General features: G+C 59.1%; 19 protein-coding genes and 1 riboswitch. Of the genes, 11 read left to right on the forward strand and 8 right to left on the reverse strand.

Annotated elements, in window-relative coordinates:
* Nucleotides 1-16: 16 nt before the first annotated feature.
* The 3 genes from WFM45_RS08035 to WFM45_RS08045 all read right to left on the reverse strand — a co-directional run bounded on the left by WFM45_RS08035 (nt 17) and on the right by WFM45_RS08045 (nt 4613).
* Nucleotides 17-1486: a pyridoxal phosphate-dependent decarboxylase family protein gene (locus tag WFM45_RS08035; RefSeq protein ID WP_048325001.1), complete on the reverse strand. Its 1470-nt coding sequence runs from the start codon at nt 1484-1486 to the stop codon at nt 17-19.
* A gap of 18 nt (nt 1487-1504) precedes the next feature.
* Entirely contained in the window at nt 1505-2887 is a 1383-nt protein-coding gene (locus WFM45_RS08040; RefSeq protein ID WP_004937838.1) for a diaminobutyrate--2-oxoglutarate transaminase, read from the reverse strand.
* 505 nt (nt 2888-3392) lie between these two features.
* Entirely contained in the window at nt 3393-4613 is a 1221-nt protein-coding gene (locus WFM45_RS08045; RefSeq protein WP_336955055.1) for an NADH:flavin oxidoreductase/NADH oxidase family protein, read from the reverse strand.
* A 72-nt stretch (nt 4614-4685) separates the two neighbouring features.
* Here WFM45_RS08045 and WFM45_RS08050 point away from each other — a divergent pair, with 72 nt between their 5' ends.
* Complete coding sequence (locus tag WFM45_RS08050; protein WP_031299644.1) at nt 4686-5093, forward strand: MerR family transcriptional regulator; 408 nt, start codon at nt 4686-4688, stop codon at nt 5091-5093.
* Here the strand turns inward: WFM45_RS08050 and eno are convergent.
* From eno to WFM45_RS08065, 3 genes are read right to left on the reverse strand one after another with little or no spacing between them, the layout of a single operon-like run.
* A complete protein-coding gene (eno, locus tag WFM45_RS08055) occupies nt 5090-6373 on the reverse strand; it encodes a phosphopyruvate hydratase (protein WP_336955056.1) in 1284 nt (427 codons plus the stop codon). The two genes, WFM45_RS08050 and eno, sit on opposite strands and share 4 nt — an antisense overlap.
* A 16-nt stretch (nt 6374-6389) precedes the next feature.
* The gene (locus tag WFM45_RS08060) at nt 6390-6818 is read right to left on the reverse strand and encodes a universal stress protein (RefSeq protein WP_336955057.1); all 429 of its coding nucleotides are present in this window, start codon (nt 6816-6818) and stop codon (nt 6390-6392) included.
* A gap of 3 nt (nt 6819-6821) precedes the next feature.
* The gene (locus WFM45_RS08065; RefSeq protein ID WP_251683958.1) at nt 6822-7787 is read right to left on the reverse strand and encodes a DHHA2 domain-containing protein; all 966 of its coding nucleotides are present in this window, start codon (nt 7785-7787) and stop codon (nt 6822-6824) included.
* Nucleotides 7788-7827: 40 nt separating this feature from the next.
* Nucleotides 7828-7903: riboswitch (Fluoride riboswitch) on the reverse strand.
* A gap of 176 nt (nt 7904-8079) precedes the next feature.
* Between WFM45_RS08065 and WFM45_RS08070 the strand changes: the two genes are divergently transcribed.
* The 3 genes from WFM45_RS08070 (at nt 8080) to WFM45_RS08080 (ending at nt 11341) form a co-directional block, all read left to right on the forward strand.
* A complete protein-coding gene (locus WFM45_RS08070; protein WP_336955058.1) occupies nt 8080-9960 on the forward strand; it encodes a diguanylate cyclase domain-containing protein in 1881 nt (626 codons plus the stop codon).
* Between the two features lie 71 nt (nt 9961-10031).
* Nucleotides 10032-10880: an AraC family transcriptional regulator gene (locus WFM45_RS08075; RefSeq protein ID WP_015377873.1), complete on the forward strand. Its 849-nt coding sequence runs from the start codon at nt 10032-10034 to the stop codon at nt 10878-10880.
* Nucleotides 10881-10933: 53 nt separating this feature from the next.
* Entirely contained in the window at nt 10934-11341 is a 408-nt protein-coding gene (locus tag WFM45_RS08080; protein ID WP_049241007.1) for a DUF2000 domain-containing protein, read from the forward strand.
* A 36-nt stretch (nt 11342-11377) separates the two neighbouring features.
* Here WFM45_RS08080 and WFM45_RS08085 read toward each other — a convergent pair whose 3' ends face one another.
* On the reverse strand, nt 11378-12247 hold the full coding sequence (locus WFM45_RS08085) for a LysR substrate-binding domain-containing protein (RefSeq protein WP_033633038.1): 870 nt from the start codon (nt 12245-12247) through the stop codon (nt 11378-11380).
* A gap of 180 nt (nt 12248-12427) precedes the next feature.
* Here WFM45_RS08085 and WFM45_RS08090 point away from each other — a divergent pair, with 180 nt between their 5' ends.
* The 5 genes from WFM45_RS08090 (at nt 12428) to WFM45_RS08110 (ending at nt 17916) form a co-directional block, all read left to right on the forward strand.
* Complete coding sequence (locus WFM45_RS08090) at nt 12428-13600, forward strand: MFS transporter (protein WP_239504273.1); 1173 nt, start codon at nt 12428-12430, stop codon at nt 13598-13600.
* A 77-nt stretch (nt 13601-13677) separates the two neighbouring features.
* Nucleotides 13678-14595, forward strand: a complete 918-nt coding sequence (locus WFM45_RS08095; protein ID WP_180295548.1) for a phosphotransferase — start codon at nt 13678-13680, stop codon at nt 14593-14595.
* 233 nt (nt 14596-14828) lie between these two features.
* Nucleotides 14829-15146, forward strand: coding sequence for a cupin domain-containing protein (locus WFM45_RS08100; RefSeq protein ID WP_015377878.1), 318 nt, complete (start codon nt 14829-14831; stop codon nt 15144-15146).
* A 356-nt stretch (nt 15147-15502) separates the two neighbouring features.
* Nucleotides 15503-16294 (forward strand): AraC family transcriptional regulator, encoded by a 792-nt coding sequence (locus tag WFM45_RS08105; protein ID WP_004937878.1) that lies wholly within the window; start codon nt 15503-15505, stop codon nt 16292-16294.
* Between the two features lie 86 nt (nt 16295-16380).
* Nucleotides 16381-17916, forward strand: coding sequence for a phospholipase D family protein (locus WFM45_RS08110; RefSeq protein WP_336955067.1), 1536 nt, complete (start codon nt 16381-16383; stop codon nt 17914-17916).
* A 60-nt stretch (nt 17917-17976) separates the two neighbouring features.
* Here the strand turns inward: WFM45_RS08110 and WFM45_RS08115 are convergent, their stop codons facing one another.
* A complete protein-coding gene (locus tag WFM45_RS08115; protein WP_060559667.1) occupies nt 17977-18390 on the reverse strand; it encodes an energy transducer TonB in 414 nt (137 codons plus the stop codon).
* A 315-nt stretch (nt 18391-18705) separates the two neighbouring features.
* Here WFM45_RS08115 and WFM45_RS08120 point away from each other — a divergent pair, with 315 nt between their 5' ends.
* Nucleotides 18706-19791 carry an NAD(P)-dependent alcohol dehydrogenase gene (locus tag WFM45_RS08120; RefSeq protein ID WP_336955070.1) on the forward strand — a complete coding sequence of 362 codons (1086 nt, stop codon included), beginning with the start codon at nt 18706-18708 and terminating at the stop codon, nt 19789-19791.
* Nucleotides 19792-19877: 86 nt separating this feature from the next.
* On the forward strand, nt 19878-20153 hold the full coding sequence (locus WFM45_RS08125; protein WP_336955072.1) for a helix-turn-helix domain-containing protein: 276 nt from the start codon (nt 19878-19880) through the stop codon (nt 20151-20153).
* Nucleotides 20154-20186: the final 33 nt, after the last annotated feature.

The following is a 20186-nucleotide window of genomic DNA, read 5'->3' on the forward strand; positions in this document are numbered from 1 at the left end:
AGGCAGGGGGACGACGTTACGCTAGCAGCTGTCGCGCGGTTTTCTCGACCAGCGCCAGCAACAGCTTGATGTCTTCCAGCGTCACGATCGGGTTCAGCAGCGTCATTTTCAGGCAGGTCACGCCATCGAACTCGGTCACGCCGACGTTGGCGCGGCCCGATTCCAGCAAGGCGTCACCAATGCGCTGGTTGAACAGGGCGACCGCCGCGTCGCCTTTCGCCGCCAGCTGCGCCGGACGGTAACGGAACAGCACGCTGGCCAGCTGCGGCTGCATCACCAGTTCCAGTGATTCCTGGTCGGCGATGTAACGCGCCACCTGTTGCGCCAGCGTGACGCCGTGATCGATGATCTCGGCGTATTGCTTCTGCCCCAGCGCTTCCAGCCCCATCCACAGCTTCAACGCATCGAAGCGGCGGGTGGTCTGCAGCGATTTGGAGACCAGGTTCGGCACGCCTTGCGCCTCGTCGAACTCGGAGTTCAGGTAGGCCGCCTGATAGCGCATCAGCTCATAATGGCGCGCGTCTTTCAGCAGGAAGGCGCCGCAGCTGATGGTCTGGAAGAACTGCTTGTGGAAGTCCAGGGTGATAGAGTCCACCAACTCCAGGCCGTCCAGGTAGTCGCGGTACTGCTCGGAGAGCAGCAGCGCGCCGCCCCAGGCCGCATCCACGTGCACCCAGATTTTCTGCTCCGCCGCCAGCCGCGCGATATCGCGCAGCGGGTCGATCGCGCCGGCGTCGGTGGTGCCGGCGGTGGCGACGATCGCCATCACCTGCTCGCCGTTGGCCTTCGCCTGCGCCAGTTTTTCCGCCAGATCGTTCACGTCCATGCGGGCGAAGCGATCGGTTTTCACCTGGGTGACGGACTGATAGCCGAGGCCCATCAGCGCCATGTTCTTCTGCACCGAGAAGTGGGCGTTTTCAGAACAGAACACTTTCAGCTTGCGCAGATCGCCCACCAGACCGTCCTGCTGCACGGAGTGGCCCTGACGCGCGAAGAACGCATCGCGCGCCAGCATCAGCCCCATCAGGTTGCTCTGGGTGCCGCCGCTGGTGAACACCCCGGCGTCGCCGGGCTGGTAACCGACCTGGGCGCGCAGCCACTCGATCAATTTCATTTCGATCAGCGTGGCCGACGGGCTCTGATCCCAGGAGTCCATGCTTTGGTTGGTGGCGTTGATCAGCACTTCGGCGGCCTGGCTAATCACCAGGCTCGGGCAGTGCAGGTGCGCCACGCACTGCGGGTGGTGCACCGACAGGCTGTCTTTCAAAAAGTACTCGATGGCGCGCTCGATCGCCGCCTGGTTACCCAGGCCTTGCGGGGTGAAGTCGAGCTGGATGCGCTCGCGCAGTTCGGCAACGCTTTTGCCCTGATACATCTCGGGTTGTTGCAGCCACTGCACGACGGCTTCACTGCTCTGCGCGATCGCCTGGCGGTAAGCCTCGGCGCTGTGCGCCGAGGAAGCCAGAATCGGGTTTAACTTGGACATCGCGGTCATTCGCTCCACTCAGACTGGCTTGACGCCGGCGGCCAACAGCGCCTGCTCAAATTTATCCAGGAAAATACCCAGCTCATCATTGGTGATCAGCAGGGAAGGCAACAGACGCAGCACGCAGCCGTTACGCCCACCGCGCTCCAGGATCAGACCGGATTCGAAGCATTTTTTCTGCAGCAGCGCGGACAGCTCGCCATCGGCCGGGTAGCAGCCCATGTGATCCTGCGCTTCGTTCGGCTTGACAATCTCGATGCCGATCATCAGGCCCAGACCGCGGACGTGGCCGATCACCGGATAACGTTTCTGCAGCTCGGCCAGCTTGCCTTTCAGCCACTCGCCCTGAGCGGCCACTTTGTCGGCGACCTTATGCTCCTTCAGGTACTGCAGGGTGGTCAGGCCGGTGGCCATCGCCAGTTGGTTGCCGCGGAAGGTGCCGGTGTGGTGGCCCGGTTCCCAGGCGTCGAACTCTTTTTTGATGCCCAGCACCGCGAGCGGCAAGCCGCCGCCGACCGCTTTCGACATCACGATGATGTCCGGCTCGATGCCCGCGTGTTCGAAGGCGAACAGCTTGCCCGTACGGGCGAAACCGGCCTGAACTTCGTCGATAATGAGCAGAATGCCGTGTTCCTGGGTCACTTTGCGGATGCGCTGCAGCCACTCGGCCGGCGCCGGGTTAACCCCGCCTTCGCCTTGAACGGCTTCCAGGATCACCGCAGCCGGTTTACGCACGCCGCTTTCCACGTCGTTGATCAGGTTGTCGAAGTAGTAGGTCAGCGCCTTGACGCCGGCTTCACCGCCGATACCCAGTGGGCAGCGGTATTCATGCGGATAAGGCATGAACTGCACTTCCGGCATCATGCCGTTGATCGCCGCCTTCGGCGACAGGTTGCCGGTGACCGACAGCGCGCCGTGGGTCATGCCGTGGTAGCCGCCGGAGAAGCTGATCACGCCGGAACGGCCGGTGTGCTTTTTCGCCAGCTTCAGCGCGGCTTCCACCGCATCGGCGCCGGACGGGCCGCAGAACTGCAGGCAATACTCTTTGCCTTCGCCAGGCAACAGAGAGAGCAGGTAATCGGAGAAACGATCTTTCAACGGGGTCGTGAGATCGAGAGTATGTAACGGCAAGCCGCTGGTAATGACATTTTGGATGCTTTGCAGGACGTCGGGGTGATTATGTCCAAGAGCCAACGTTCCCGCCCCGGCCAGGCAATCAAGATATTGATTATTCTCAACATCAGTGATCCAAACGCCCTGGGCTTTCGCAATTGCCAACGGCAATTTGCGCGGATAACTCCTAACATTCGACTCAAATTCGGCTTGACGCGCCAAATAGGTTTCATTGTTTCCGTTTAATGAGTTTGCAACTAAAGTATCAATACGGACTTTATCCGTCATCATATCTCTCCTACAACCGAAGGTCTCAAGACGCAACGATTGAATTAATGAATTAGAAAAGTAACTGCCTTGTGAAAAGCGCGACCAATATATGGCTTTTTCGCCTGGGACTCAATAGCCGATTTTGTTTTGAATTGTTTAGTTTTTTCTTATGCTCATCAATATGTTGTTGATTTGTTGACCGTTGGTTTTGCCGGCAGAAAACAACATTTCTTTAACATTACGTAAAAATCCTTTTCTGCTTTCCTTTAGCTGCTTCTTTAATGCATTTATTATTAAGGTGAATTTCCGATTAATAACATAAATAGAAAATAGCGGCTTATTTTCATCTATTCACCACCTTAAGTCCTATAGCGGTTATATACACAAAATTTGTGATGAATATAAGCAATCGAGCGTTAAAAGCGCAGTGTCCAGAGTGGTGATTTCTTGCAGATTTTACGTAGCGCGATCAAAACAGCGGGATTTTTGTGCGGTGCCGGCATGTCTGCCGGCGCCGCGGTCATTAACGTTGCCGTAACCAGGCATGATAGCGCCGCAGAGTGCGGCGGGTGCGCCACCGATCGATGAGCAGCGACCACAGCGGGGAGTAACGCACGTTGCGCGTCCGATCGCGGCTCAGGGCGTGCATGCGGCGCTTGATCAGCGCCATGCGGGCGAGCAGCGTCAGCGTTTTGTCGCGCCATTTTACCGGCGCGGGCAGCGCATGAGGGGCTTCGCCGGTTTGCCAGCGGCGCGGCAGATCGGGAATTTCCGCCATGGCGGTGGCGATGCCGACCACCGCGACGCCGCTGTTCAGCACCCGTTGCGCCACCGTCGGGCGGGTGATGCCGCCGGTGGTCATCACCGGCATGCGGGCTACTGCGGCGAGATCGCGGGCAAAGGTCAGAAAATAGGCTTCACGCGCCAGGGTACTGTCGTCTGCCGTTTCGCCCTGCATCGCCGGGCTTTCATAGCTCCCGCCCGATAACTCCACCAGATCGACCGGCAGTTCGTTGAGCATCAGCAACACCTGCCGGGCTTCGTCCGGCGAAAAGCCGCCGCGCTGAAAATCGGCGGAATTGAGCTTTACCGCCACGCAAAAACCTGGCGAGACACGCTGGCGCACCGCGCTCACCACCTCCAGCAGCAGGCGGGCGCGATTCGCCAGCTCGCCCCCCCAACGATCGCTGCGCTGGTTGGACAACGGCGACAAGAACTGGGAGATGAGGTAGCCGCGCGCCGCATGGATCTGCACGCCGGTAAACCCGGCCCGTTCGGCGGCGTGCGCGCTGGCGGCAAAACGGGCGATCACCTCGGCAATCTGCGCTTCGCTCATGGCTTCCGGCCGCGCGAACGCTTTGCTGTACTTACCCATGGCCATCGGAATGGCGGAGGGCGCCCAGGCGTTGCCGCCCATGTCGGCCATTACCTGGCGGCCCGGGTGGCTGAGCTGCATCCAAACCTGCGCGCCTTCCTGGCGCGCGGCCTTGGCCCAGGTTTCGAACGAGGCGAGCGGCGTATCCTGTTCCAGCACCACGCCGCCGGGTCCGGTCATGGCGCGGCCGTCGATCATCACGTTGCCGGTGATGATAAGACCGGCGCCGCCGATACCCCAGTGGCGATACAAGCGCCATAGCGCGGAGCCGGGCAGTTGGCCTTCATCGGCCAAATTTTCTTCCAACGCGGCTTTGGCCAAACGGTTGGTCAGGCGGCTGCCGTTGGGCAGTGTCAGTGGAGTAAACATCGGGTTTGCGCTCCTGTCGCAGGGGGAATGGCGCTATACTAGGTTTAAAGTTAACTTTAAGGTCAATAGGGCATGAAGATCGGAGAATTGGCGGAACGGGCCGGCGTGGCCGCCTCGGCGATACGCTACTACGAGCAGCAGGGTCTGCTGCCCAAAGCGGTGCGCGGCGTCAACGGTTATCGGGTGTATAGCGAAAGCGCGCTGGAACGGCTGCATCTGATCCAAATTGGCCAGAATCTGGGCTTTTCGCTGCAGGCGATCCAACGCGTGCTGGCGCTGCAGGGCAGCGCTTATGAGGATGGGTTGATACAGGGCGTCGAGACCCGTCTGGCGGAAATCGAGCGGATGTTGGTCACGCTGAATGAGCAGCGAGAAGCATTGCTGGCGACCCGACTTACCTTGCTGGGATCCGGCGTGGCGGGGTTATGCCAGGTCAAAAATGAAAAGTTGGCCGGTGCGTGGCCGGCCTGCAAAGATTAGCGGCGTTTAAAGGCGGAGCGCCCGGCATATACCGCCGCGGTGCCCAATTGGTCCTCAATGCGCATCAGCTGATTGTATTTTTCGATGCGCTCGCCGCGGCACGGTGCGCCGGTTTTCACATGGCCGGCTCGCATCGCAACCGTCATATCGGCGATAAAGCTGTCGACGGTTTCGCCGCTGCGGTGCGAGATAAAGGCGCCCCAGCCGTTTGCCTGGCAAAGCTGCACGGCGGCGAAAGTTTCGCTCAGCGTGCCGATCTGGTTCAATTTGATCAGCGCCGCATTGGCCAACCGTTCATCAATCCCGCGCTGGATGTATTTCACGTTGGTGACGAACAGATCGTCACCGACCAGTTCCACCCGATCGCCCAGGGTGTCGCTGAGAATGCGCCAGCCGGCCCAATCGTCCTCGGCCAAACCGTCTTCAATCAGCACGATGGGAAAATCCTGCACCAGCCGCTGGTAATAGGCCGTCATCTGTTCGGCATCCAGTTCAGCGTTTTCGCTGCGCAGGCAGTATTTGCCGTTGGCATAGAATTCACTTGAGGCCGGGTCCATACAAATGGCGATATCGTCTCCCGGTTGATAACCGGCTTTCTCTATCGCCTGCACGATCAGCTCCAGCGGTTGCCGGTTCGAGGCAACCGCCGGCGCGAAACCGCCTTCGTCGCCGACGCCGACCGACAGGCCTTGTTCCAACAGGATTTGGCGCAGCGCCTGATAGACTTCACTGCCCCAGCGCACGGCCTCGCGCAGCGACGGCGCGCCCAGCGGGGCTATCATAAACTCCTGAAAGTCCGCCCCTTGCCAACGGGCGTGCACGCCGCCGTTGATGATATTCATGCAGGGCACCGGCAGCAGGTTGGCGCCGATGCCGCCCAGATAACGATACAGCGGCAGTTGCGACAATTGCGCCGCGAGGCGGGCGGCGGCCAGAGAAACGCCGAGCAGGGCGTTGGCCCCCAATCGGCTCTTGTTCTCGCTGCCGTCCAGCGCGATCAGCCGGCGGTCAATCTCCTCTTGTTGGCGCACATCCACCCCGCGCAGCGCCTCATTGATCGCCGTTTTGACGCTGTGCACCGCCTCCAGTACGCCTTTACCGCCGTAACGGTGCGGATCGCCGTCGCGGTGTTCCACCGCCTCGCGTGAACCGGTGCTGGCGCCGGAGGGAACCGAAGCCCGTGCCACGACGCCCGCCGCAGTCATTTCAACTTCGACGGTCGGGTTGCCGCGCGAATCCAGGATCTCTCTGGCAGTTACGCTTTCAATCTCATAGCTCATGGGTAGTCACCTCATTCTAGGGAGTAGGCACATGCTTTATCAGCACGTCGATCGACAAATGGTTAATGAACTCGAAGCCGAAGGAGGCAAAGACGCCGAACGGACGGTTCTGATGGCCGAGCAGCAACAGATCGACCCCTTCGCGGGCAATCAGGGCTTCGACGTCTTTGAAGCGATGGATGCTGACAATTGCGCGCACCTCCAGGGGGATTGAGCAGTATTCCACCAGACGGCTGAGCATGGCTTTGGCGGCGATCACCTCGCTGGACTGGCGATCTTTGGTCAGCGAATCGCTGAGGTAGTCCAGCTCGGCATAGTCGGCGCTGATGTGCGCCACGGTAATGCGCGTATTCATCTGCTGATTGAGGCGTTCGGCATGACGCAACAGCAGCCGGCCGTCGCGTTCATCCTGCACCAGCAGTAAAGCATGTTGGTAGAGCGGCATGACTTATCTCCCTGCGTTAGCGATCTGGCGGGTTAACCACGGTAAAACCTCTTTTTTCCGGCTCGTCATGCCGGGCAGCGACACCTGACGAATGTCGAGCACCCGGTTCGGCGAGAAATACAGGGTGGAGCGACGGCAGGTGATATCGGTGACCAATAGCGCGGCCATCGCCAGCCCGGCTTCCTGCTTCGCGTGTTCAAGCGCCTGTTGCAGCGCGGGCAACAGCGGATCGATGTCGCTCATGGCCCGCACTTCTATCTGCGACAGCAGCAGCGAGACGCTATGGATGCGATAATTCTTGGCGTCGCGCTGCAGCAACTGCGCGGCGGATTGCCCCGAAAGATCGGTTTTGGCGGCCAGCAGCCCGGCGGTGAAGGCGTCATAGTCAACGTGAGAAATTGCGCGCAACCGCGAGACCGCCAGCCGATCCTGTTCGGTGGTGGTCGGCGCGCTCAGCGCGACGGTATCGCTCAAAATCGCGCCCAGCAGCAGCGTGGCCTGGGCGGAAGAAAGCGGCATCGGCCTTTCCGCCGCCAGGATCTGCAGGATCACGGTGGCGCAACAGCCGACGGCGCGAACCCAGACATCGGGCGGGTTGCGGGTGATTAACGTGCCCAGCCGGTGATGGTCGATAACGCCGACCACATCGCTGTCGGGCAATGAGGCCGGCCCTTGTTCGACGTCGGTAAAATCGACCAGCCAGACTTTACGGTCACGGAGATCGCCTTTCAGCAGCGGAGGCGCTTGTACGCCGGCGGCGGCCAGTATGTAGCGGGTTTCCGGCGTCAGCTCGCCAAGGCGGAAAGCGACGGCCGGTTTGCCGAGGTGATTGAGCCAGTCCGCGACCACCAGCGCGCTGCAGATGCTGTCGCTGTCGGGATTCTTATGGCCGAAAACGTACAGCGGCATTTCCCGCACGGTGAGATCAGGCTGGGGCGGAAAAGGGGTAAAACGTGAGATTTCATTCATAGCGACTCCTGACATACCTGCCTAAAAAATAAAGCGAAGTTGTATATCAGGCGTCATCATCCGGTTCGAGCGAACGCGGCGGTTGGGAAAGGTGGAACACCATCACCTTGTGAACGACTGTAGCGCAGCGCGGTGGCAAACGCAACGCCCGGCAAAGCTGGCGAGAATACGCAATCGGATTGATACTGAGTGAGTCTATGATGGACAAGGATATTTGCCGCCAACCGACGAAAACGCTGAACGGACTCACGCCGGCTATGCCGGGGCCGTCGGTGACACATTGGGAGACAACATGCTCGAACCCTGCTTCCCCGAAAACGAAGCTGAACGCCTGTCGGTATTGAATTCGCTGAACGTGCTGGATTCAAACTCGGTGGAGAAACTGGATCGCATCACGCGGCTGGCGGCGAAATACTTCGGCGTGACCATCGCGCTGGTGTCATTGATCGACCGGGATCGCCAATGGTTTTTATCGCGTTACGGCCTGGATGCCCGGGAAACGCCGCGCAATATCTCGTTTTGCGGCCATGCTATCTTGCAACGCGAAGCGCTGGTGGTGCCCGATACCGCCAACGATCCGCGCTTTTTTGATAATCCGCTGGTGATTGGCGGACCGCGGATCGGTTTCTACGTTGGGCAACCGCTGCTGTCGCTCGACGGGTTGCCGCTCGGCACCCTGTGCATTATCGACAGCCAGCCGCAGCCGTTTTCCCCGGAACAACTGGCTGACCTGCACGATTTCGCCGCCGTGGTGGAGGAGTATTTGCAGAGCATTGAACGCCACGTCTATACCGAAAACCTGAAGTCCAATCTGCAACGCTCGGAAGCCCTGTTCGAACAGACCTTCGCCCAGGCGGCGGTAGGGATGGCGCTGGTATCGCTGCAGGGGTATTGGCTGCGGGTCAATCCGCGCATCTGCGAAATGTTGCGCTATTCCGAGCGCGAGCTGATGGATCGCACCTTTCAGGACATTACCTATCCGCTCGATCTCAACACCGATCTGGAAAAACTGCAGCAACTGCTGAGAAACGAGATCAGCACTTACTCGCTGGAGAAACGTTATTTCCGCGCCGACGGCTCGATCATCTGGGTGCAGCTGACGGTGGCGTTAAACCGGCTGCCTAACGGCAAGCCGGACCATTTCATCTCGGTTATCGTCGATATCAGCGAGCGCAAGGCGGCGGAGGCCGATCTGTTCGCTCTGCAACACGAGCTGGAACAACGCGTCGAAATCCGCACGCGGGAGCTGAACGTGGTCGTCAAGAAGCTCAACGAAGAGATTGAAACCCGGGTGCTCGCCGAATGTCAGCTCAGTGCGGAGAAGGAGCGTTTGCGCGCCATTACCGACAACATGCCGGCCTTAATCAGCCAGATCGACGGCAATGAACGCTACCTGTTCGCCAACAGCGCCTACAAAACCTGGTTCGGGCTGGAGGAGTCCAGTCTCAGAGAAATGACGGTGCGCGATTTCATGGGGGAAAGCGTTTATCGGATAGCAAAACCGATGATCGAACGGGCCCTCGCGGGCGAAATGGTGAGTTTCGAGAATGAGCTCCAGACCCAGAAGGGATTGCTGATGATCCACACCACGCTGGTGCCGTGTGAAGCGCAGGGGTTTTACATTCTGTCGATGGACATTACCGAGTTGAAGCGGCTGCAGCAGCGGCTGGAATATGACGCAACCCACGACATGCTGACCGGATTGACCAATCGCCGCGCGTTTCTGCGCCGGCTGTCGGGCACGCTGCAGGCCTGTTGCCATCAGCGGCAGATGGCGCTGTTGTTTATCGATCTCGACGGGTTCAAAACCCTTAACGACAGCTATGGTCATGACTTCGGCGACGCGATCCTGAAGACATTCGCCACATTGCTCAGCGCCTGCGCCGGCGAGCACCACAGCGTCTCGCGCCTGGCCGGTGACGAGTTCACGGTGATCCTGTGGCCGTTGACGGATCCGCGGCGCGAAGTCAGCGAGTTTTGCGAAAACGTGTTGGCGCAACTGGCCAAAATTACGCAGATCGGGCCGCAGAAGGTACGGCTTTCCGCCAGCATCGGCGCGGCCATTTCCCCACGCGGCGATGTGACGGAGGAGATGCTGCTGACCCGCGCCGACGGCGCGATGTATCAGGCGAAATCGGCCGGAAAGGGCACTTATGCCATCTGCGAGCTGTGAGCGTGCAACGGTGGCGGTCTCAGGGTAAGCTGTTTTTTCTTTTCCTGTGAGCAGAACTCCGGATTTATTGCATGGCGTCAAATCATCAACATACCGACTGGCTCGAACTGCGGCGCGATGACGAAACGGGTATTGAGAGCGTCAACGCCCACTTTCAGGGGCATGCCTACGATCCTCACGATCATGATGAAATGCTGGTGGGCGTCACGCAGCAGGGCTTGCAGCGTTTCAATTGCCACCGCTCGCTGCATACCAGCCGGCCGGGGCGCGCCATGCTGATCGAGCCGGGCGCGGTGCACGATGGCCATGCGCCGCAGGCCGAAGGGTTTACCTATGCGATGCTTTATCTGCCGCAGCGCTGGGTCTCCGACGCGATGCAGCGCCGCGGATTGGGGGACGCTTCAGTGCTGGAGGGCGCTTTCCACAGCACGTTGACCGACGATCCGATGCTGGCGACCGCGATACAGCAGGCTTTTTTTGCGTTGCATCAGAGGGAAGGCCGGCTGGCGCGCGATCAAAGCCTGGACCAACTGCTGACGCTTTTGGCGCGGCATATACGCGTCAGGCCAACGTCCCAAAGCGATGACGCTTTGATTGAGATGAATCGTTTACGGGACTACTTGCACGAGCACATGGCGGATAATCCCAGTCTGGAGGAGCTTGCGCTTCAGTGCGGCCTGGATCGTTTCCGTCTGACTCGCCAATTCACCCGCGCTTTCGGCCAGTCGCCGCATGCTTACCTGATCCGGCTGAGGCTGCGTGCCGCGCGACTGTTACTGGCGCAGGGGGAAGAGCCGGCGCAGGTCGCCATGCAGGTAGGCTTTGCCGACCAGAGTCATTTGGGCCGCTGGTTCCGGCGCGCCTACCGTTTATCGCCGGCGGCCTATCAACGCCAGTGCACAAACGTTCTATACCGCTGACTCGCTCATCGCCGATGATGTGCTTTTAACAGCACAACGGAGTAAAGCGAAACATGTTTGATACCAAGATAGCGTTTATCGTGCGTGACGATCTGCAAACCTGGCAGCGGCTGAACGTGGTGGCCTTTCTGGCGACGGGGATCGCCGCTGCGGCCCCGGAGATTATCGGCGAATGTTACGTGGATGCGGAAGGCAGGCGCTACGGCGGCATTTCCGGGCAGCCGATGCTGATTTTCGCCGCGGACCTGCCGGGCCTGCAAAATGCGCATCGTAAAGGGCTGGAACGGGAATTGACGCTGATCCCCTATGTGCACGCCATGTTCTCGACCGGGCACGATGAAGCCAACCGGCAGGTTTTTCTCGCTGAAAACGCGGACAACCTGGATTTGGTCGGCCTGGCGCTGCGCGGGCCGAAGAAAGCGGTGGATAAGGCGATAAAAGGGCTGACGCTCCACGCCTGAGAATACCGTTAGCGCGGTGCGTTTCCAATACGGCGCTTAGGCCTGGAACGTCTGCAGCCAGGCGGCGAATTTTCTCACGATCTCATCGTCCCGATCGCGCAACAGCAGGGAGTAAACGCCGGTTCGGATAGTCAACGCCGGGAAAGGCGACACCAGCCGACCGGACGACAGATGTTTGGCGCAGAACAGGTAAGGTACGACGGCCAGCCCCAGGCCGTCTTCGGCCGCCTGAATGGCGGCGAAGGTATGGTCGAGCGTGAGCGGCGGCGGTGAGGCGTCCAGCGCCGTCGGGTAGGTATTCAGCCAGCTGTGCCATAAATCTTCCCGGGCGCGAATGCGGATGGCGGTATGCCCGGCCAGCCTGGCGGGCGCACTGACCGGCATGGCGCGCAAATAGCTCTGGCTGCAGACCAGCAGGCTGTCTTCCTGCAGGAAAGGGATCGCCTTCAGCCCGGAGAAGTGCGCGGGATCGCGCCGGATCGCCACGTCAAACGGCGTATTGCGATCGACGGCGCCGGTGCTGGTGGTGATATCAACCGCGATCCCCGGATGTATCTCATTGAATGCCGCCAGCTTTGGCATCAGCCAGTGCATGGTAAACGTCGGCAGGCTGTGCACTACCAGCCGCTGCCGGCCGGCGCTCGCTTTCAGCGCGCTTTCCGCCGCAAACAATTCGCTTATCACCCGAGACGCGGTGCGCGAAAAATTCTCACCGGCCGGCGTCAGCCGCACGGACTTGTGTGCGCGATAAAACAGCGTGATCCCCAGCTGTGCTTCCAGGCTGCGAATATGGCGGCTGACCGCGCCGGTGGTGAGAAACAGCTCATCCGCAGCGGCGCTGAAGCTGCCAAGACGGGCGGCGGCTTCGAAAGCGGGCAGGTGCGGCAGGGAATAAAGTCGCTTCATAGGTTGAGTTTAGCTCAACCAAATGAGGGAGAAAAGATCGTTTGTCGGCCATTGATTTTGCTCATTATTATGGCGCATTCTCCCTTGTCTGTGAGTGTGTCATGCTGACGTTTTCCCCGCCTGTCGCCCGTGTTAGTCGAGTCATCCTCACCCATCGATGGACAGGGAGGCGGCGCTGAGATGCGAGCTTTCTTTCTGCTTTGCGTAAGCCGGGCCGGCCTCTGCCTGGGCACCATGATGTTCGCCGGCGCATTGCCGACCATCAGGAGCGAGTGGCAGCTCGACGCCGCCTCCGCCGGCACGGTGCAGACGGTGTTCAGCCTGACCAACGCCCTGGCGTTGCTGGTGGCCTCCTGGTGGTGTGATTCGTTGGGCGCCCGCCGGGTTTATCTGCTGTTCTCCTGGCTGGGCGCCGCTGCGTTGATGCTGTTCGCCGTATTTGCCCATTCTTATCTCGGCGCGTTGGTGTTGATGGCCTTCGTCGGTTTGACGCAGGGCGGGGCTTATACGCCGGCGCTGCTGTTGGCGATGGGGATGAACGGTCCGGCGCGGCGCGGTTATGCCATTGGCATGGTGCTGGCGGCCAGTTCGCTGGGGTATTTTCTGTCGGTTTTCATCGCCGGTTGGAGCGCCACGCGCTGGGGCGCCGGCGTGGCGTTTTCGCTGTGTGCCGCCGGTGCGTTACTGGGAGCGCTGGCGGGATCGTTGGCCCTGGTCGGTTATCGGGAACCGCAACCGCGCACGCTGGGGAGGAAGACGAAACGTGAAAGCTATGCTATCACCTACGCGACCCTGCTGTTGCTGATCGGGTATATCGCCCACAGCTGGGAGCTGCTCGGCAACTGGGCCTGGGCGCCCAGCCTGGTCAGCGAGGCGTTGAGCGGCTTCTCTCTGGATCCGCTCAGCGCCGGATTGATCGTCGCGGCGGTGATCCACCTGGCTGGCATGGTGGCTACATTGATTGTCGGCACCGTTTCGGACTATTTCAATCGCGCGTCGGTGCTGATGTTTATGGGCGCCGCCGGCGCGTTGGGTTCGCTGTTGATGGGATGGTCGGCGAACTGGGGGCCGGGCTGGACGCTGCTGGTCGTCAGCATCGGCAGTTTCTTCATCCTCGGCGACTCCGGCGTGCTGTCGGCTGCGATGGCGGACAACGTACCGCCGCAACAGCTGGGCAGCGTGATGGGCTGGCGATCGTTGCTGGGGTTCGGCATCGGTTCGTTCGCCCCGTTATCCTTTGGCGTGGTGATGGATACCACCCACAGTTGGGGCGCGTCTTACGCCGTGCTGGCCTGCGGCGGCGGGGTAGCCTGTCTGGCGGCCTGGCTGCTTTGGCGACAACATTTGAAATGAGGCACGGGCATCATTAATGAATGAGAAAACATCAGGTTACCGCTCAGCGAGATTTATTGATAATGGAATGTGAAAAGATGGATATCACCGCGATTGCCGCTCAGTTTGGGTTGGAGGCCACACAGCCGCCGCTCAGTCTTTATCCCTATGCGCCGGTTTATAAGATAGGGGAACATGTGCTGAAGCGCACCCGTCCGACGACGGATGAAGCCCATGCGCTGGCGGCGTATCTCGCCGAGTTGCGTTATCAGGGCGTAGATATCGTAGTGCCGACGGTGTGTCCGCAAGAGATGGAGGGAAGCATGTGGGTGGTTTATCCCTATATCTCGGGAGAGAAATATGCAGGCCGCGATGAACAGATCGTGGCGGCCGGCAGGCTGCTTGGTCGAATACACGCGCTGTCTCCGACAAACCATAACGCCGGGCTGACGACCTATGACGAGTACGAGCTGACTGAAGAAGACATCTTGGCGGATCTGGATGTGATCGCCGACCATGCGGCTGGGCAGGGGATTACTCTCGATATCACGGCGTTCAAAGCACGCATGCTGCAGATTGCCGAACGGCAGATGGCGCTGAAAGAACAGGCTCTTCCTTGTGTGGCGACGCCCTATGACTTTAAAGCCGATAACTTGGTGTATGTCGCGCCGGATAGGCCGGTGCTGATCGATCCCGATAACGCGCTGTTTTTACCGCGGGTATTTGACCTGGCGTTGGCGCTGCTGCTGTTCCACAATACCCTGGCTTCAGCCCCCGGCCGCGTCTTCAGCGTGTGGGAATGGCGACTGTTCTTGGCGGGTTACGGCGAGTCTGTCACGCTGACGGCCGATGAACTGCAGGGCTGGCATCAGGCAGTGGAACATCTGTTTCTCGACGAAGTGCTGTGGCTGATGGCGGACTTTGCCGATGGCTGGCGCGATCCCCGGCAGACGGCGCTGTTCGTCTCGCTGTTCAAGCTGCTGGATAATCTTTCCGGCTACGGATTAACACCGTAATGCGCTCAACGTTGCAGCGGTTTTTTGCGCCGTCGGCGAGGCTCTTATATATTTATTAGCATGCCTGAGGCAGGTTAGGCATGAAACGGCGGTCGATCGGGCCGCTGCAAGTACGACAGTTAATCCGTTCGCCAAGAGGCTGCGAGCCTGTGCTTTCGGTAGGGACAGCCGCCAATCGTTTCTACGGCGACCGAAGGCGGAGCAGCTACTCACCGGTCACGAGGACACTTACCATGCATAAGAGAACACTGGCGTCACTGCATTACGAAAACATGCCTTACGATGGGGTACACTTTCACATTTTGAAACGGGAGACGCCTGGCCATACGGCGTTGCTGAAGCTGGATGCGGGCAGCCGGCAACCGGCGCGTTTTCATCCGGGCTGGGTGAAACTGATGGTGCTGAGCGGTGAACTGAAGGTTGACGATCAGACGTTGCAACCCCATGAGATGTTGATCATTCCTGCCAATACCGCTTATACGGTACAGGCCATCACGGAAGTGATTTGTCTGGCGATTTCCGAGCTGGACGGCGCCGAGTTGGCCCGTTGATGAGATAACAACGTTGGATGGAGGAGAGCCTAGGCGCTCTCCCTATCCCTTCAGCAGTAAGCCGTCCCCCAGGCCGAGCTACCTGCTGATTGATGCGTACACCTCCTGATTATGCCACCGCGCTTTCCCTCTCCATCACTTTCGGCCGCGTCGCCCCCGCAACGAGCCGCCATCGCGCAGCGCATGCGCAACGTCATCGCCTCCGTTTTACGCAGAACGATGAAATTTTGGTGTAAATAGTGAGTTTCTTCGCATAAGGCCCCTGGTGTGGCTTGCGAGAACGTCACTATATGGAGGATCATGCGCTCCCTCTATCAAATAAAAGACATTCGCGTTATCAAAAGGGACAAACGATCATGGGATTCGAAGTCGACAACGCCGAAACGAAACGCATTGATCTCAGCAGCCACGAAAATTCCTCGTTCGAGGTGACGGGGCTGGTGAAACACTATCCGGCGGGCTTCGTCATTCCTTACCACTCGCATAAACGCTGTCATTTGCTCTATTCGCAACAGGGCGTTATGGCGGTCGAGGCGAGCAGCGGTCGCTGGATCGTGCCGCCCACCACCGCGGTTTGGTTGCGGCCGGGGGTAGAACATCAGATCGTCATGCAGAGCAACATCTGCGTTTACGGGATTTTGGTCGATGAAATCACCGCCGCGCGTTTGCCGCTGCGCGACGGCGTATTACAGGTTTCACCGCTGTTGCGAGAACTGATCGCCCAGTTGGCGACGCTGGCGCCTGAAGGGGCGGAGACCAAACGCAATGCGCTGCTCAGAGCGTTGTTCCTGGAGGAGCTGAGCCTGCAGCCGCAGCTGGCGCTGCATCTGCCTTGGCCGGTAGAGGCGAGAATGGCCGAAATTTGCCGGCAGTTGGTCATCACACCGGCCGACGAACGCGGTATTGAGGCCTGGGCCGATTCACTGTCGATCAGCGTAAAGACCTTTCAACGCCATTTCAGCCAACAAACCGGCATCACCTTCGGCCAGTGGAAACAACGCCTGCGGCTGTTGTCGTCCATTCCGCTGCTGCTGGCCGGCAACTCGATCATCCACGCCGCCTTCGAAAGCGGTTACGAGAGTCACAGCGCCTATTCGGTGGCGTTCAAAAAACTGTTTGGCGTTTCGCCTTCGCGCTTTACGCTATAGCCTTATGGCATAGCGCGCTTCTCCTATAGATTGAAGCAACCTAATGACGTATAAAGCAAAGCAGTCAACTTCCGAGGCCGCGTCCCGTGATAAAAATTGTCGTGTATCTGATTCTCGCCGTGACGATCGCCATTATTGCGGCAAGAGTCCTCTTTCGTTTGCCGGATATTTCCCAACGTTCACCGCAGGCGGCGTTGCCGGCGGATCCTGCCGCGCTATTGCCGGCGCGGGCCGCCGAACTGATGGCGGCGTATCCGGGCCTGAGCGGCGTGGTGCCGCTGGTCAGCGGCCACGATGCGTTCGCCAGCCGCCTGGCGCTGGCGCGAATGGCGGAAAGGTCGATCGACGCCCAGTATTACATCTGGCATAACGACACCTCCGGGCAGATCCTGCTGAAAACCCTGTATGACGCCGCCCAGCGCGGCGTGCGCGTGCGGCTGCTCTTGGACGATAACGGCGTCGCCATGGACGAGACCCTGGCGGCGCTGAACGCCCAGGAAAACGTCGAGATCCGTCTGTTCAACCCATCAACCGTGCGCACGCCGAAGTTGGCCGGCTACGCCTTTGACTTTATGCGCATGAACCGGCGCATGCATAACAAGTCTTATATCGTCGATGGCGCTGTGGCGATCATCGGTGGCCGCAACATCGGCGACGAGTATTTCCAGGTCGGCGACGAAAACTATTTCCTCGATCTCGACGTGTTGAGCGTCGGTAACGGGGTGGCGGAAACCGCCGAGGTCTTCGATCGCTACTGGAACAGCGCTTCGGTGTTTGGCGTTGAGCAAATTATCCGAGGCAAAGGCAATCTTTCTGCTTTCCTGACGCAGGCCACCGCGACCGAAAGCAGTGACCGGGCCCGCAAACTGGCGGTGCAGCTGGAAACCAGTGCGGTGCGCTTTCGCGATGGCGCCGTGCAACCGGAATTCACCCAGGTCGAGCTGGTGGCCGACGATCCGGCGAAGGGATTGGGCAAAGCGTCGCGCGATCGTTTGATGGTGACGCAGCTCAGCAAGATCATCGGCGGCGTCAACCAGCAGTTGGAGCTGGTCTCCGCCTATTTCGTGCCGGGCCGGGAAGGGGCGAGCTTTTTTGAATCGCTTGCCAAACAGGGGAAATCCATCCGTGTGCTGACCAACGCGATGAACACCACCGACGTGCTGGTGGTCCATGCCGGCTACGCCAAATACCGCCGTGAGCTGCTGCAGGCGGGCGTCGAGCTGTTCGAGCTGAAATTGCGCGCCGGCCAACCGACGGGGCGCAAGGAACTCAAACCGCTGGGGCTGTCCGGCGCGGCGCTGCACGCGAAAACCTTCGCCATCGACGATAAGCGGGTGTTTATCGGTTCGTTCAATTTCGATCCGCGCTCGGCGCACCTGAACTGCGAAATGGGCTTTTTGATCGACAGCCCGACGCTGGCGGCCGACACCCGCCAACTGTTTGATGGCCCGCTCGAGTATGCCGCCTACCGGCCGACATTGACGCCCAAGGGTAAAATGGTGTGGAACGAAGCCTTCGAAGACGGCCACACCGAGGTGCACCAGCAAGAACCCGGCGCCGGCTGGGTAAAACGCATCGTTCTCACCGTGGCCGGCTGGCTGCCGATCGAGTGGATGTTGTAAGGGCGGCGAATGCCGCCGACCCCCGTTAAGTCAACTGTTGCAAGGAAACCTATCCTGCGCTTATCGGTTGGCTTCAGCATCACCAGAGAGTTTAAAAGTAAACAACGCTGTTTCATTAACGCTGCCTGGTATCCAGCAGCTGCGTGCGATAGCGCTTTTGGTGTCGCGATAGAACTCCGGGGTGCCCGTTAGTACGATATTTCTGGCTTTACCCTTATCATCAACATCAAACGTCGCGCTCACTTCGCCTTCACGTTTTTCAGCCTTCGCAGAGGCGGAATAGTATGGCCGCTCATAAAAGACTTGGCCGTCGCATCCCAGATTAGGCGGTTGCTTTGCCGCTGGAACATTGCTGCCTGCACGCCAGGCATAGACGCAATCGTTCACCGCACTGGCTTTTTCACAGCCATCAGGTTGCAATGGCGCGCAGCCGGCAAGTGCCAGGCTCAGCGGGATGAGGGTGAATCGTGACATGGCGTTTCCTGCATGTTCTATCAATCAGATAACGCATATTTTCGCTTAGCGCAGGGTATTTAGAAAGAGAAGTTATGCGGCTTTCGCTAGGGTGTTAACCATTCTTTTCTTAAGCGATGCTCTACTCGAAAAGATGAAGGTAAATAGTTTGTCGGGGTGGGATTAATTCTTCGGTTAATTATATTTCTTATTTTACTTCGCTATTGGAATTATTGATGAAAGTGATTACTTTACAAGAAATTAAAATAGAAAAAATAACCGTTTTGATTATTCTTTCTTGTAATTACCTCGACAGAAACCAAAGGATCTTCCACCATGCGCATGATGAAAGCCGCCGCCTTTATCGACAGGGGGAGAATAGAACTCATTGAAAAACCGATTCCTTCTCCTGGCCCCAACGATGCTTTGCTCAAAATAACCACGACGACAATCTGCGGTACCGATATTCATATTCTTAAGGGCGAATATGCCGTGCCTCACGGATTGACCGTGGGTCATGAGCCGGTTGGGATTATAGAAAAGCTCGGGAGCAATGTTAAAGGCTTTAATGAAGGGCAGCGGGCGTTGGCCGGCGCCATTTGCCCCTCTTTTACATCCTATGCCTGCCAGGATGGATTTCCTGCCCAGGACGGAGCCTATTTGCCGGAATGCCGTTGCCACGGATATAAAGCCACGGCGGGTTGGCGCTTCGGCAATGTTATCGATGGTACCCAGGCTGAATATGTACTGGTGCCTGATGCTGAAGCCAATCTGGCGCTCATACCGGACGGTCTGACGGATGAACAGGTGCTGATGTGCCCGGATGTGATGTCTACCGGTTTTAAAGGCGCGGAAAATGCCAACATTAAAATTGGTGACACGGTGGCCATCTTCGCCCAGGGGCCGATCGGTTTATGCGCCACTGCGGGCGCTCGTCTGCAGGGCGCCAGCCTGATTATTGCCATCAGCAGCTCTCCCGAAAAGCTGATGATGGCGGGAAAGATGGGGGCAAACTTCTTGCTGAATTACAAGGAAACCGATGTGATTGATGAAATATTCAAGATTACGGCGGGGCGTGGTGTGGACGCCAGCATCGAGTGTTTGGGGACGCAAGCCACCTTCAATCAAGCGCTGCGGGTGTTAAAACCCGGCGGCACCTTATCCAGCCTTGGCGTTTATAGCGAAGACCTCCATCTGCCGGTGAGTGCACTTGCCTATGGGTTAGGCGATCATACTATTCGCACGGCATTGTGCCCGGGCGGAAAGGAGCGGATGCGCAGAATGATGAGCGTCATCCAGCATGGCGGCTTGGATCTCCGGCCGTTCGTGACGCATCGCTTTCGGCTGGAGAATATCGCAGAGGCCTACGCGTTGTTCGCGGAGAAACGCGATGGCGTGATTAAGTTGGCCATCACGCCATAAAGCCCATCGATACGGTTAGCGGCGGATTATTCCCCGTTATCCTTGAGACTGACCGTCGCCGTGCGGCCGGCGATCAGCTCGACGCCGTGGGGAACGCAGGAAGAGCTGGCCCGCATCGCCGGCTATTCGCTCAACGTTTCAAAGGGCTGGTTGGTAGCACCGCCATGGAATACCTCTCGCATTGGCGTATGCTGAAGGCGGCAGATCGCCTGCGGGCCGGTAAAGAAAACGTCGCGTCGATCGCCTACTCGTTGGGGTATGGCTCTGAAAGCGCGTTCAGCACCGCCTTCAAACGGATGATGGCGCAGTCGCCGTCGCAGTATCGGCGGCAAATGCCGGCCGGGGCGAGTGAACCGGCGTGAAAGGGGGCGCCGCGGCCGTAGCCGCCGCGCCTG

The sequence above is a fragment of the Serratia sp. KG1D genome, assembly GCF_037150675.1.
Lineage (GTDB): Bacteria > Pseudomonadota > Gammaproteobacteria > Enterobacterales > Enterobacteriaceae > Serratia > Serratia nematodiphila.